15 protein-coding genes are annotated in these 13,488 nt (G+C 68.1%); 10 read left to right on the top strand and 5 right to left on the bottom strand.

All coding sequences use genetic code 11. The features are described 5' to 3' along the window. Positions 1 to 69 precede the first annotated feature (69 nt). From A9310_RS05040 to mftR, 3 genes are all read right to left on the bottom strand, one after another. Positions 70 to 459 carry a hypothetical protein gene (locus A9310_RS05040; RefSeq protein ID WP_065629775.1) on the bottom strand — a complete coding sequence of 130 codons (390 nt, stop codon included), beginning with the start codon at positions 457 to 459 and terminating at the stop codon, positions 70 to 72. A gap of 52 nt (positions 460 to 511) precedes the next feature. Beyond that, positions 512 to 1,570, bottom strand: a complete 1,059-nt coding sequence (locus tag A9310_RS05035) for a ferredoxin--NADP reductase (protein ID WP_065629658.1) — start codon at positions 1,568 to 1,570, stop codon at positions 512 to 514. 131 nt (positions 1,571 to 1,701) lie between these two features. Next, positions 1,702 to 2,319 (bottom strand): mycofactocin system transcriptional regulator, encoded by a 618-nt coding sequence (mftR, locus tag A9310_RS05030; RefSeq protein WP_065629657.1) that lies wholly within the window; start codon positions 2,317 to 2,319, stop codon positions 1,702 to 1,704. Between the two features lie 158 nt (positions 2,320 to 2,477). Here mftR and mftA point away from each other — a divergent pair, with 158 nt between their 5' ends. From mftA to A9310_RS05005, 5 genes are all read left to right on the top strand, one after another. Continuing rightward, positions 2,478 to 2,585: a mycofactocin precursor MftA gene (mftA, locus tag A9310_RS05025; protein ID WP_065629656.1), complete on the top strand. Its 108-nt coding sequence runs from the start codon at positions 2,478 to 2,480 to the stop codon at positions 2,583 to 2,585. Then, positions 2,585 to 2,935 (top strand): mycofactocin biosynthesis chaperone MftB, encoded by a 351-nt coding sequence (mftB, locus tag A9310_RS05020; RefSeq protein ID WP_058252361.1) that lies wholly within the window; start codon positions 2,585 to 2,587, stop codon positions 2,933 to 2,935. The genes mftA and mftB overlap by 1 nt, the downstream gene beginning before the upstream one ends. Positions 2,936 to 3,008: 73 nt before the next feature. Then, on the top strand, positions 3,009 to 4,304 hold the full coding sequence (gene mftC, locus A9310_RS05015) for a mycofactocin radical SAM maturase (RefSeq protein ID WP_065629655.1): 1,296 nt from the start codon (positions 3,009 to 3,011) through the stop codon (positions 4,302 to 4,304). 102 nt (positions 4,305 to 4,406) lie between these two features. Then, entirely contained in the window at positions 4,407 to 5,606 is a 1,200-nt protein-coding gene (mftD, locus tag A9310_RS05010) for a pre-mycofactocin synthase MftD (protein WP_065629654.1), read from the top strand. Between the two features lie 61 nt (positions 5,607 to 5,667). After that, a complete protein-coding gene (locus A9310_RS05005) occupies positions 5,668 to 6,480 on the top strand; it encodes a mycofactocin-coupled SDR family oxidoreductase (protein WP_058252358.1) in 813 nt (270 codons plus the stop codon). A gap of 240 nt (positions 6,481 to 6,720) precedes the next feature. On the opposite strand, the gene A9310_RS05000 is transcribed toward A9310_RS05005, so the two are convergent. Then, positions 6,721 to 7,833 carry a CaiB/BaiF CoA-transferase family protein gene (locus tag A9310_RS05000; protein ID WP_058252357.1) on the bottom strand — a complete coding sequence of 371 codons (1,113 nt, stop codon included), beginning with the start codon at positions 7,831 to 7,833 and terminating at the stop codon, positions 6,721 to 6,723. Between the two features lie 180 nt (positions 7,834 to 8,013). Here A9310_RS05000 and mftE point away from each other — a divergent pair, with 180 nt between their 5' ends. From mftE to A9310_RS04975, 5 genes are read left to right on the top strand one after another with little or no spacing between them, the layout of a single operon-like run. After that, positions 8,014 to 8,724, top strand: a complete 711-nt coding sequence (gene mftE, locus A9310_RS04995; RefSeq protein ID WP_058252356.1) for a mycofactocin biosynthesis peptidyl-dipeptidase MftE — start codon at positions 8,014 to 8,016, stop codon at positions 8,722 to 8,724. Next, positions 8,721 to 10,244, top strand: a complete 1,524-nt coding sequence (gene mftF / locus A9310_RS04990) for a mycofactocin biosynthesis glycosyltransferase MftF (protein ID WP_065629653.1) — start codon at positions 8,721 to 8,723, stop codon at positions 10,242 to 10,244. Before mftE ends, mftF begins: the two co-directional genes overlap by 4 nt. Further along, on the top strand, positions 10,241 to 11,581 hold the full coding sequence (gene mftG, locus A9310_RS04985) for a mycofactocin system GMC family oxidoreductase MftG (protein ID WP_065629652.1): 1,341 nt from the start codon (positions 10,241 to 10,243) through the stop codon (positions 11,579 to 11,581). The genes mftF and mftG overlap by 4 nt, the downstream gene beginning before the upstream one ends. A 56-nt stretch (positions 11,582 to 11,637) precedes the next feature. Then, the gene (locus A9310_RS04980) at positions 11,638 to 12,069 is read left to right on the top strand and encodes a PPOX class F420-dependent oxidoreductase (RefSeq protein ID WP_065629651.1); all 432 of its coding nucleotides are present in this window, start codon (positions 11,638 to 11,640) and stop codon (positions 12,067 to 12,069) included. After that, positions 12,056 to 12,712 carry a hypothetical protein gene (locus A9310_RS04975; RefSeq protein ID WP_175401079.1) on the top strand — a complete coding sequence of 219 codons (657 nt, stop codon included), beginning with the start codon at positions 12,056 to 12,058 and terminating at the stop codon, positions 12,710 to 12,712. Before A9310_RS04980 ends, A9310_RS04975 begins: the two co-directional genes overlap by 14 nt. Here A9310_RS04975 and A9310_RS04970 read toward each other — a convergent pair. Then, on the bottom strand, positions 12,671 to 13,486 hold the full coding sequence (locus tag A9310_RS04970; protein WP_240199099.1) for a MerR family transcriptional regulator: 816 nt from the start codon (positions 13,484 to 13,486) through the stop codon (positions 12,671 to 12,673). The genes A9310_RS04975 and A9310_RS04970 overlap by 42 nt on opposite strands. Positions 13,487 to 13,488 lie beyond the last annotated feature (2 nt).

Below are 13,488 nucleotides of genomic sequence, written 5' to 3'. Positions count from 1 at the left end.
AATCCGATGGCGCCGCTGCGCTTTCTGCTCCCTGAGGTGTGAGGAGCGTTAGCGACGAGCCTCGAAGGGTCAGCCCTCGCGTGCGACCTTCGCGGCGGCCCAGATCATCGGGAACTGGAACGGCAACCGGGCCAGGGCGACGATCCTGTAGGGCAGCGGCCGGTCCCACCACAGCCGGACCATGTTGATGTTGGCGGGGTAGACGGCGAGGAACAGCAGCACGGACGCCGCGCCGGCGGCGCGTCGGGTCTTCGGAGCGAGAAGTGCAGCGCCCAAACCGATCTCGGCAACACCGGAAGCGTAGGTCAGCGTGCGGGGGTCGCCGGGGATCTCCTCCGGGATGATCTCGTCGAACGGTTTGGGTGCCACGAAGTGGAGCACTCCGATGCTGATGAGCATCGCGGCGAGGCCACGGGCGAGCTGGACGGGGTCGAGCCGGGAACCGCGGATGGTGCTCACGTCGTCGTTCTCCTTCGATGGACCGGTGACTGCACGAACTCGAACCACTCTGTCAGAATTCGACCTTCAGCGTGTCCGATGTCGGATGCGCCTGACAGCCGAGGATGTATCCGTCCTCGATGTCCTCGGGGTCGAGCGCGCCGGCGTTGTCCATGTCGACGCTGCCCTCGGTGAGAGTGCAGGCGCACGAACCGCACTCACCCTCCTGGCAGGAATACGGCGCATCGAGTCCGGCGTCGAGCATGATGTCGACGAGAGTTCGTGAGCGAGGCCAGGTCAGGGTGTGGGTCTCACCGTCGAGCTCGACCTCGACGGTGGCGGCACCCGCCTGCTCCTCCTCACTCACCTCGCCGAGTTCGACGTCGGCGAACGGGTCGCCGGACAGCGAGTTGTAGACCTCGGTATGGACGTTGTGGTGCGGGAAGTTCGCGTCTGACAGACCCTTGTGGACGGCATCCATGAACGGGCCCGGTCCGCACATGTAGGCGACGTGCGACGTCGCGTAGGGCGCGAAAGCCGTTGCCAGAGCGGCCGCACTCGGCAGACCCTGGAGTGATTCGAGCCAGTGGACGAGGGTGAGCCGATCCGGGTGGGCGGCCAGGAGTTCTCGGAGTTCGGCGGCGAAGATCACGTCGGCGACGTCCCGGTTGGCATAGAAGAAGACGATCGGTGCGTCGCCCTTCTCGAGGGCCGCCTTGAGGATCGACATCACCGGCGTGACACCGCTGCCGGCCGCGATGAGCAGCAAGGGGGTGTCATAGGACTTCGGGGTGAACACGCCCGACGGCGGCAGCACCTCGACCTGGGTGCCGGGGGAGAGGTTGTCGCACACCCAGTTGGATCCGTAGCCGTCGGCGGTGCGCTTCACGGTCACCTTGGGCCGCGGGTCGGTGAACGGCGACGACGCGAGGGAGTAGCAGCGCGCGACCGAACCGGTCTGCTCGCTCGGAATCCGTAGCGTGAGGAACTGCCCCGGTTTGTAATCGGTGAACGGCTTCGGCGAGGCCTCGGGTACCTCGAAGGCGATGGACTTGGCCTCGGCCGTCTCGTCGATCACCTCGGACACCGTGAGGATCACGCTGCGTGAACCGTGAGGGGTCAGGTCAGACATGTGCGCAGTCTCCGCCGTCGAGGACCGGCACCCCGGCCCAAATTAGAACACGTTCTACTTCAGCCTAGCGCAACGACCGGTGTTCCCACGAGGGGCTTGCGGTCGATCCCGTGCGGCCGTTGCCAGCGTAGTCACGCCAGGGCCGCCACGCCGTCGGCCACGGTGCGCGCGCCGGACTCGATGAGCGTCTCCAGGTCGGCATCGGGGTCGTCGAGCCATTTCTCGTACGCGGCGAGGGCGGCACCGAGACACAGCCAGCCGATGGTCTGCGGCAGGTGATCGCGGACATCGACGCCCAGCCGGGTCGCGCAGAACTCGGCGATGACCTGACGCCAGTCGGCATAGACGATCATCGAATGTGCCTGCAGCGCAGGCACCCCGAGGAGGAGGGACATACGTCGGCGATGGTTGTCGAGTTCCTCGGCGGGCACCCGGTTGAACGAGACGAGGGCGTCGACGAGGGCCTGTGCCATCGGCGTCTCGCGCGGGATGCCGGCGAGGAGGGTGCGTAGTTCGCGGAGATGGTCGTCGAACTCGCCCCACGGGATCTCGTTCTTCGACGAGTAGTACCGGAAAAGTGTGCGCCGGGCTATCCCGGCCGCCTCGGCGATGTCGTCGACGCTGGTGTCCTCGAAGCCCTGGGTGGTGAAGAGGCGGATCGCGAGTGCGCTGATCTGCGCACGCGACGTGATGGGGCGCCGGCCCGGCGGGGTACGTGCGGGCTCGTCGCCGCGCATCTTCGTGGTCATCGGGACCTCAGCCTATGGGACCGGTGTCGTCCGGATCGACAGAACCGTCCACCTGGCCATTCGGACAGTTCGCTCGCGAGCGCTGGATTTCTGCACCGAGTGCCACTATAGTCTGTCGTGATCCACATCACTAACCCACCAACCAGGAGGTATGGATCATGGCAGATCAGTCCGCTGCGACCAGTCACAGCTCGAACGACACCGAACTCATCGCCGAGTCACTCGTCGAAGAGGTCTCGATCGACGGGATGTGCGGGGTCTACTGATGTCGGCCCCGACATCGAATCCGATCTCCGGCGACCGTTCCGCGGTCGCCGGGGTCCGGTTCGACACCCCAGCCGAGGCGCCCGGTTTCGACACGCTCGAGCCGTGGCGGCTCAATCCGAAGGTCGCTCTGCGGCCGGAACCGTTCGGAGCGCTGCTGTACCACTTCGGTACGCGCAAGCTGTCGTTCCTCAAGAACCTCACCGTCGTCGGCATCGTGCAATCGCTCGCCGACCACGACTCGGCGGAGGCCGCCCTCCTCGCCGCCGGGATCTCGCCCGCCCAACGTCCCCTGTACCTGCAGGCGCTCACCGCGCTCGCCGACAGCGGCATGATCGTGCCCCGCTCCTGAGCGATCAGGCCCGACGTCCCGGCCCGGACGTCCCAGTCCCGAACCGCCAGCCCCGAATGCAAGGACCTCAACGATGACGACCATCGAGATGCCGCCCACAGCAACCGAATTCGCGAGTGCACTCCGGGCGCCCGCACCGACCTCCGGCGAGGTTCCGAAGGTCGGCCGGCTCGTCGACCAGTTCGAGAAGGGTCTCGACGCGCCCATCTGCCTCACCTGGGAACTGACCTATGCGTGCAACCTCGCGTGCGTGCACTGCCTGTCGTCGTCGGGCAAACGCGATCCCCGTGAGCTGTCCACCGAACAGTGCAAGGCGATCATCGACGAGCTGCAGCGGATGCAGGTCTTCTACGTCAACATCGGCGGCGGCGAACCGACCGTTCGCCCGGACTTCTGGGAGCTCGTCGATTACGCCACCAGCCATCAGGTGGGGGTGAAGTTCTCCACCAACGGCCTGCGCATCGACAAGAAGGTGGCCGCGAGACTCGCGGCGTCGGATTATGTCGACGTCCAGATCTCGCTGGACGGGGCGACCGCGGAGGTCAACGACGCGGTCCGCGGTCCGGGTTCGTTCGACATGGCCGTCCGTGCGCTGGAGAACCTGGCCGAGGCGGGTTTCGCCGACGCCAAGATCAGCGTCGTCATGACACGACAGAACGTCGCGCAACTCGACGAGTTCAAGGCGCTCGCCGACCGCTACAACGCCACGCTACGCATCACCCGGTTGCGTCCCTCCGGCCGGGGCGCCGACGTGTGGGATGACCTGCATCCGTTGCCGCACCAGCAGCGAGAACTCTACGACTGGCTTGTCGCACACGGTGATCGAGTGCTGACCGGTGACTCGTTCTTCCATCTGTCGGCGTTCGGTTCCGATTCCGGCGGCGGCCTCCCCGGCCTCAATCTGTGTGGTGCGGGACGCGTGGTCTGTCTCATCGACCCGGTCGGCGACGTGTATGCATGCCCGTTCGCGATCCACGAGAACTTCCTCGCCGGGAACATCCTCTCCGACGGCGGCTTCCAGGAGATCTGGCAGCGGTCGGACCTGTTCACCGAATTGCGCGAACCGCAGAACGCCGGCGCCTGCACCAAGTGCGCGCATTTCGACGCCTGCCGCGGCGGCTGCATGGCCGCGAAGTTCTTCACCGGCCTCCCGCTCGCCGGCCCCGACCCGGAGTGCGTGCAGGGTTACGGTGAGGAACTCCTCGCCGGCGACCGCACGAAACCGACCGCCAACAAGGACCATTCACGCGGTACGCCGCTGACCCTGATGACCCGGCGCCCCGACGGCGACCTGACCCCGGTGGCCTCGCGTCCCACCAAGTCCTGTGACGAGAACCCGCTCGCCGGGTTCACCCCCGCCGCGCGGTAGATCGCCCGCGGTACACCACGGGGCGCGCCGTCGTCAGAACCGGCGCCCCGTCTCCATGAGAGCCAACCGGTCTCCATGGATGGATCAATGAGTAGGAAGAACATGTCTGCCAACCCCTGGGCCCGAAATCCCTGGTTCGAGACCGTCACCGAGGCGCAGCGCCGGGCCAAGAAGCGGCTGCCCAAATCGGTGTACTCGTCGCTGGTCGCCGGTACGCAGGCCGGTGTCACCGTCGACGACAACGTCCGCGCGTTCTCCGAACTGGGCTGGGCGCCGCACGTCGTCGGTGCGCAGTCCGACCGCGAGATGACGACAACGGTGATGGGAGAGGAGATCTCGTTCCCGGTGATGATCTCGCCGACGGGTGTGCAGGCCGTCGACCCGGAGGGCGAGGTGGCCGTGGCCCGCGCGGCGGCCGCCCGTGGCACCGCGATGGGACTGTCGAGCTTCGCCTCGCACGCGGTCGAAGAGGTCACCGCGGTCAATGACAAGGTGTTCTTCCAGATCTACTGGCTGGGCAGCCGCGAGGAGATCCTCGCGCGAGCCGAGCGCGCGAAGGCGGCAGGCGCGAAAGGCCTGATAGTCACGACAGATTGGGTCTTCAACGTCGGTCGCGATTGGGGTAGCCCGGAGATCCCGGAGAAGGTCGATTTCAAGGCGCTGCTGCGGCTGGGACCCGAGATCGCGGTCAAGCCGCGGTACGCGCTCGACTGGGTCAAGGGCGGCAAGATCAACATTCCCGACCTGACCGCACCCAACCTCACACCGCAGGGTGTGCCCGGGCCCACCTTCTTCGGCGCCTACGGGTCTTGGATGAGCACCCCGCCGCCCACCTGGGAGGACCTGAAGTGGTTGCGCGAGCAGTGGGATGGGCCGTTCATGGTCAAGGGCATCACCCGTCTCGACGATGCCAAGCGAGCCGTCGACATCGGTGCGTCGGCGCTCTCGGTCTCCAATCACGGCGGTAACAATCTCGACGGCACGCCTGCCACGATCCGCCTTCTCCCCGACATCGCGGCGGCGGTCGGCAACGACATCGAGGTCCTGCTCGACGGCGGTATCCGTCGCGGCAGTGACGTCGCCAAAGCGCTCGCACTCGGTGCCCGCGCGGTCATGATCGGCCGTGCGTACCTCTGGGGTCTCGCGGCCAACGGCCAGGCCGGTGTGGAGAACGTGCTAGACCTCATGCGCATGGGACTCGACGGCGTGCTGATGGGTCTCGGCCACAAGAGCGTGCACGAGCTCTCGGCCGCCGACCTCGTCGTACCCGACGGCTTCACCCGCGCGTTCGGGCACGCCTGAACCGTTCGTCGGGCCCCGGCGAACACTGGGGAGCAGAACTAGAACGTGTTACAGTTCTGCCATGGGACAGTTCGACGGCAAGGTCGTCTACATCACCGGCATCGCCCGAGGTCAAGGTCGCAATCATGCGATCCGGTTCGCCCGTGAGGGGGCCGCGATCGTCGGCCTGGACATCGCGGGTCCGATCATCGACCACGCGACCTACCCCGCGGCCACGGCCGACGACCTCGCCGAGACGATTCGTCTCGTCGAGGGCGTCGGCGGCAAGATCCTTGCACGGCAGGGAGATACGCGCGATCTTGCTTTCCAGCAGCAGCTCGTGGCCGACGCCGTCGAGCAGTTCGGTCGGCTCGACCACGTCGTCGCCAACGCCGGGGTGCTGACCTGGGGCAAGGTCTGGGAGCTCAGCGAAGAGCAGTTCACCGACGTCGTCGACATCAACCTCGTCGGCGCGTGGAAGACGCTGAAGGCCACCATTCCGGCGATGCTCGAGGCGGGCAACGGGGGCTCGATCACCGTCATCAGTTCCGTCGCGGGGCTGAAGGCGATGCCGCTGCAGGCGTCGTACTCGGCGTCGAAGTACGGACTCGTCGGACTGACCCAGACGACCGCGAAAGAGCTCGGTCACCATCGCATCCGGGTGAACAGCGTGCACCCGTACGCGGTCGACACCCCGATGGGTGTGGCTGACACCGAGGCGCACCGGATCTTCGGAATCCCCTGGGTCAACCCGCATTTCACGTCGATCCTCGACTACCATCCGGTCGCCGCGCTCGACGAGATCTCCGACGCCGTCCTCTACCTCGCGTCCGACAGTGCCAAGGGGATCACCGCGGCCGAGTTCCAGATCGACATGGGGCATTCGAAGGTCTGACGCCGCGCGGCCGCGGAAGAACCCTTGCGTTCGAGGGCGAGTGGCCGATTCATCTGCTCCCTGAGGTGCGAGCGAAGCGAGCCACGAAGGGCGACGTGAGTTGTCGCCCTTCGTGGCTCGTCGACCTCGACGCGCTCCTTCGTCGCTTGCTCGGCCCGGCGGCTTTCGCTCCTGGAACCTCGGGGAGCAATGGGCGGGTCGCCACCGCTTCTCCCGCACGGAGAAGCGGTGGCGGGACCCTCAGTCGGCCCAGAGCGTCGACGGATCGGTCGCCTCGGTGGTCGGGCCCGTGGGGGTCTCCGGCTTGGTGCGCGAGAAGCGCGGTGCCACCTGGGCCTGGGTCACGCCGTCGATGTCGACGAGGTTGGCGCGGGCGGCCATGTGGGCGTCGGCGGGTGCCTCGGCGAAGGTGAGGACCGGCGAGGTGCAGGCGTCGGTGCCCTCGAAGACCGCGGCCCATTCGTCGCGGGTACGCGACTTGAAGGTCTCGGTGAAGATCTCCTTCAGCTTCCCCCACTGGGCGATGTCGTTCTGGTCCGGCAGGTCGGCGTCGGTGAGTTCGAGGCCCTTGAGCAGCTCGGCGTAGAACTGCGGCTCGATCGCGCCGACCGCCATGTACTTGCCGTCCGAGGTCTCGTAGACCTCGTAGTACGGAGCGCCGGTGTCGAGCATGTTCACACCCCGGGTGTCGCTCCACAGTCCGGTGCCGCGGAACGCCCACATCATCTGTCCCAGAACGGAAGCGCCGTCGACCATGGCCGCGTCGACGACCTGCCCCCGGCCGGACACCCCGCGCTCGAGCAGTGCCGCGAGCACACCGACGACGAGGAACATCGAACCGCCGCCGAAGTCACCGGCCAGGTTGAGCGGGGGCACGGGACGATCGTCCTTGCGTCCGATGGCGTGCAGCATGCCCGTGAGCGAGATGTAGTTGATGTCGTGGCCGGCGAGGTTGGCACGGGGTCCGTCCTGTCCCCAGCCGGTCATGCGCCCGTAGACGAGGCCGGGATTGACCTTCTCGAGGTCGTCGGGTCCGAGTCCGAGCCGTTCCATCACGCCGGGACGGAAACCCTCGAGGATCACATCGGCCTTGGCGACGAGGCCGAGAATGGTCTCCCGGTCGTTGTCGTCCTTGAGGTTGGCCTCGACGACGCGTCGGCCGCGGAGCAGAGCATCGGCGTTGCGGCCGGGCTTGGGCAGCGACCCCGGGCGCTGAACGCGCACGACGTCGGCGCCGAGATCGGCCAGCAGCATGGCGGCATGCGGACCGGGGCCGATACCGGCGAACTCGATGACCCGGATCGAACTCAGCGGGCCGGGCTTGCCGCTGTCGTGTGGTGTGGCACTGCTCATGGGTGTCGTCCTCCCGATCGTTGTTCGCGCACTGTGTCAGGTGTCACTGGATGTTCTCAGCATTCCACAACCGATCGAACGCTCGTCAGAGTGGTGGTTCGCGACATCTGGACGCGTTTTTCGCTCCGTTTTTCGGGCGAGACCGACACACTCGCAGGCACCGTCGCTAGCATTGGTCGAATGACGGTGCCATCGGCGTTGGGGCAGTGCAACTGGCCAGACCTCGATGGGCAGGTGATCACTCTGCTGGTGCCCCTCGGTTCGGTCGAGCAGCACGGGCCCCACCTCCCGCTCGACACCGACACGCGTATCGCGTCGGCGATCGCCGAGCGCGTCTGCGGGCGATCGAAGGCCTCCGGGCTCCTGTGCGCACCGGACCTGAACTACGGCGCCAGCGGTGAACACGAGGGCTTCGCCGGGACCATCTCGATCGGACACGAGGCGTTGCGCGGCCTCCTCGTCGAGTACGGCCGCAGTGCGTGCCGATGGGCGGCGCGCGTGGTGTTCGTCAACGGACATGGCGGGAACACCCGGACGCTGATCGAGGCGGTGACCCGACTCCGCTACGAGGGCCGGGACGTCGCCTGGTTCCCGTGCGCTTTCGAAGGCGCCGACGCCCACGCGGGATTCACCGAAACATCTGTGCTGCTGCATGTTTCGCCGTCCGTCGTGGATCCCGACCGTGCCGTGGCGGGCAACCGGGAGCCGGTGGGGGCTTTGATGGGGGCGATGCGGTCGGGCGGTGTCGCCGCCGTGAGTCCCAACGGTGTCCTCGGCGACCCGGAGGGCGCGAGCGCCGAGACGGGGGCGGGTCTGGTCGACGGGGTGACCGACCGCCTGTGGGCCGCCCTGGAGTCGTGGCAGATCGACGATCTGGGGCGCCTGGGATGACGGCCCTCGACGACTCGGCCCCACGACGCTGGGCCGGGAACCAGGACGCGGACGACGCCTCCGCCCGGGACGACTCGGAGTCCGTCGAACCCGGAGCGCACTCGGACGCCGACGCGCCTCCGGGGACCGATCTGCCCGTCGGCTTCCAGGTGCAGATCGACCTGCGCTGTGCCAAGGCTGGCGACTTCCGGTATCTGGTCGGCGGTTCGCCGACGCGGCTGCTGCGCATGTCCGACACCGCACTCGGGATGACCTCCGAGGACGGTCGGATCGAGGTGTGCGACAACGTGACCCGACGATTGGCGCGCGCACTGCTGGACGCGGGGATCGCCAATCCCCGGCCGATGTTCGGACCGCAGCCGCAGGACGTGACCGTGGTCGTCCCGGTCCGGGACAACCAGGTTGGCATCGATCGCCTGCTCGACGCCCTCGACGGGCTGACGGTCATCGTCGTGGACGACGGCTCCGCCACCCCGATCGTGGTGGACCGGCCCACGGCGCGGGTCCTGCGCTTCGACGACAACCGTGGTCCGTCCGCGGCGCGCAACGCGGGTGCGGAGGCCGCGACGACCGACTTCGTCGCATTCCTCGACTCCGACGTCGTGCCGGACCCGGATTGGCTCACCATCCTGCTGACGCACTTCTCCGACCCCACGGTCGGGCTCGTCGCACCGCGCATCGTCGGATTGCAGTCCGACCCGTCGGTGGCGTCATCGCTGGCCGAACGTTACGAGAACGGGTGGTCCTCCCTGGACATGGGGCCCGAGGAGTCCGCGGTGGCGCCCTCGACCCGGACCCCGTATGTGCCCAGCGCCGCGATGGTGGTGCGGCGCAGCGCTTTCTGCGGTTTCGACGAGTCGCTGCGGGTGGCCGAGGATGTCGACGCGTGCTGGCGGATACACGCGGAGGGGTGGCGGATCCGTTACGACCCGGTGGCTCGTGTGGCCCATGAGCACCGCGCTGACCTGCGCTCGGTGCTCTCGCGTCGCTGTTTCTACGGCACCGGCGCCGCACACCTGGCCTCCCGGCACGGTGACCGAGCAGCGCCGGTGAAGATGTCGGTTCCGATGGCCGCCGCGGTGGTGGCGTTGCTGTCGCGGACGCGGTGCGGTGCCGCCCTGGCGATGATCATCCTCACCCATCTGGCGGTTCGGATGCGGCGGCGGCTGGGCGACCTGCCGTCGGCCCCGCTGGTGTCGGCGCAGATGACCGGACGAGCGGCCGGGTTCGGACTGCTACAGGCCGCGGACGCCATCTGCCGTCACTATTGGCCGGTGGCGGTGTTGCTCGCCCTTGTGTCCAAGCGTTTCCGCACCCTCGCCGTGCAGGTGGCGATCGTCGAGGGGGTGGTGTCCTGGGTCCGGGATCTGCTCGCCGATCCGACCAGTCCGCCCACGCTCGGCCCGCTGCGCTACATCCTCATGCACCGGCTCGACGACCTGGCCTACGGTGCGGGCCTGTGGCAAGGCGTCATCACCCACCGAGACCCGGAAGCGTTGCGCCCGGTCATCTCTCGATGACGACGACCGACCGGTCGCTCACCGCTGACGTCGTCATCGTCGGCGCCGGCAGCGCCGGATGCGTGCTCGCCGAGCGGCTCTCGCGGAACCCCGACCGTGCGGTCGTGCTGCTGGAACGCGGTCCGGGAGGCCTGCCGGCCCCCGCGGACCTCGAGCTGTCTCGGCTACCGATCGACGACGCCGCCCCGCATGCGGTCCGCCACGACACGAACCTCGGGGTGTCGGCGGCCCGCGGGTCGGCTCTCGGCGGTTCGTCGGCGGTGAACGGCGGGTACTTCCTCAGGTGGCATCGCGACGACTTCGGAACGTGGCCGGCCGGGTGGGGGCTTGACGCCATCGCCGATGCGTACGACGAACTGGACGCGCCCGGCGGCACCATGGGTGTCGAACCCGTCGCCGACAACGAACTCGGCGACGCCGGAACCGCTTTCGAGCGCTACTGGACGGCGCGGGTACCGGTCCGTCCGCTCGCGCTGCGGTGGCCGGTGGTCGGGCTCAACCGGGTGCCGATCAATCGGAGCGGGCTCGCGCGCCGCTCGGCGGCCGACGCGTACCTCGTCCCGGCGCTGTCGCGACCCAACCTCCGGGTCGTGACCGGTTGCACGGTGGACCGTGTGGCGTCGGCCGGGGGTACGACGGTGACGGGCGTGCACGCGGGCTCGCTCACGGTCGGCGCGGGCGAGGTGATCCTCGCCGCGGGCACCCTCGGCACCGCGGGGATCCTGTTGCGTTCGGAGTTGCCCGCACTCGACATCGGGGGTCGTACGGATGCCCGTTCGCTGGGTGCCGGGGAGCATCGAGGCCTGGCGGTGTCGTACGCCAGGCGGACACCGGCGGGGCGGGGCATGGTGTTGCCGACCGTGGTGCACACCGACAGCGGTCTCGAAATACGTTGTTATCGAGATGATTTCGCCTCGTACATTCGTGGTCTGCGCGCGTGGGGTCCAATCGTCGAGGTGACCGCGATGAGGCATTCGGCGGTACGGATCGTCGCCGACGGCGCCGCAGTACGGATTGAGTTCGACGAACCCGACCCGGCTACCGCCATCGCGTTGCGGACGGCGACCGCGGGAGTCGCGGAGATGCTGCGGGCGCCCGAGTTCGCCGACGTCGTCGTCCCGGGGAGTGTGCGGATCGCCGATCGGGCGGGGTTCTCCCAGCACGCGTGGGGGACGATGCCGATGGGCGTCCGGACCGATTGGCTCGGCGGGGTGCACGGGGTTCGCGGACTCCGGATCGTCGACGGGTCCATTCTGCCCACCAGCGGGCGCAGTGGCCCGCACGCGACGATCATGATGATGGCGTGCCGGATCGGTGATGTACTCGCGCAACGGTGAGGCGGTCGAGTCCGAACACCTCGCGGTTGCGGCCGGGTCTCTCTAGGGTGAGAGGCATGTCTGAGCCCACGCTGTCCGATCCGGCCATCCGCGACTTCCTCACCAGCGGCACGAAGACCGGGCACCTCGGATACACCGCCGCCGACGGTCGACCGCTCGTCGTCCCGGTGTGGTTCGTCCTCGACGGCGACCGGATCGCGTTCAACACCGGGGCCACGACTGCCAAAGGCCGTGCGCTGTTGCGTGATCCACGTGTCGTGATGGCGGTCGACCTGCCCGAACCGCCGTTCGGGTTCGTGCAGGTGCAAGGCATCGCGCGGGTCACCGACGACCTCGACGAGGTGCGTCGCATCGCGACGATGTGCGGGGCGCGATACATGGGTGCCGAGCGGGCCGAGGAGTTCGGAGCCCGCAACGGGGTCACCGGCGAGCTGGGGATCTGGATCGAGCCGAGCAAGGTCATCGCGAGCCTTGATGTCACTGCATGACCGCACACATGCGTTCCTGACGCCGACGCTGCCCAAGCAGTGCTGGGGGTTCATGATCGGGTCGGCGCTGTTCGCGCTGGGGTCGGCCCCCGGGCTGGCACATGTGATGGGCGCCGGGTTCGCCAACAGCTGCTACTTCGTCGGCGCCTGGTTCTTCACCGCCGCCGGATTCATCCAGCTGATCCGCAGCGGTACCGTGGCCGAACTGCGGTCGTCGGCGCCCGGTTCGGTCATCCGTGCCGAATGGCTCACAGCAGCCACGCAATCGGTGGGTACGATCCTGTTCAACGTGTCGACCACGGGAGCTCTGGTCGCGCATACGATCTGGGGGGACCGGCACCTGGTCTGGACCCCGGACGCGGGCGGGTCCATCGCCTTCCTCATCAGTGGCGCGGTCGCCTTCGCCGGCTACACCCGCGCCACCGGACGCCGGTGGGATGTCCGCGATCGCGACTGGTGGTCGGTGCTGATCAACTGGATCGGGTGTGTCGCATTCGGGGTGTCGGCCGTCGGAGCGTTCGTGACCAAGGGTGGCGTCACCGCCGACGCGGTGGCCGCGACGGCCGGTACGTTCGTGGGAGCGGTCTGCTTCTTCCTCGCCTCATCGGTCGTTCTGCCGAAGCGGCACAACGGGTCCGGCTGAGGGCTCGACGGATTCCCGGCCGGGCTGCGGCGCGTCGGCGTCCGCACGCTCGTCGACGGCGCTCTGGTGGGCCGAGAGTTCCCGGTCCAGCGCCGTGTCGAGGGCGCGGTCGAGTGCGGCGTGGGCGTTCTCGGTTCCGACGCGGCGCATCATCCCCAGGAGGTTCACCGCCCAGGCGACGTCGTCGTCGTTCTCCGGCAGCCAGCCCGGGCCCTTGCGTCGGTCCACCTCGTCATGCGCGGCAGCCAGCAGGATCTCGGCGGCCTCGTTGATCTTTGCGGTGAACCGTTCGTGGACATCTGCCAGCGCGGTGATCTGCACGCCCCGTCGCACGAGCTTCGCCAGGTTTCCGATGATGCGCGGGTCGATGGCCTCGTACACCCCATCGCGCGGGGTCTCGGAGATCACACCGGCTCGCACGAGAGCCGCGACCTGGGCATCGTCCAGCGGACCGAATCTCTCGTCGAGCTCGTCGCGGGTGATCTCCGGGCGTGACGTGCTCGACCAGTGCTCGTCGAGGATCTCGTTGAGCTCCAACGCATCCCCGATGCGGGCGCCGGGGTTCGTCATGAAGGTGGCGATGTGCTTGAGGGTGAACCCGCTCCCGAGCAGTTTGTTGATGGCCCGGAGGTTACGCAGGTGCTTCTCGGTGTAGATCGCGACGCGTCCGCGCCGCAGCGGCTGGGGGAGCAGCCCGCGTTCCTGATAGCCGCGGATGTTCCGGGTCGTGGTTCCGGACACGCGCGCCAGGTCGTCGATCCGGTACTCGGTCATCC

The sequence above is a fragment of the Gordonia sp. UCD-TK1 genome (assembly GCF_001691435.1).
Lineage (GTDB): Bacteria > Actinomycetota > Actinomycetes > Mycobacteriales > Mycobacteriaceae > Gordonia > Gordonia hongkongensis.
This window is presented reverse-complemented; position numbering and strand designations above follow the sequence as displayed.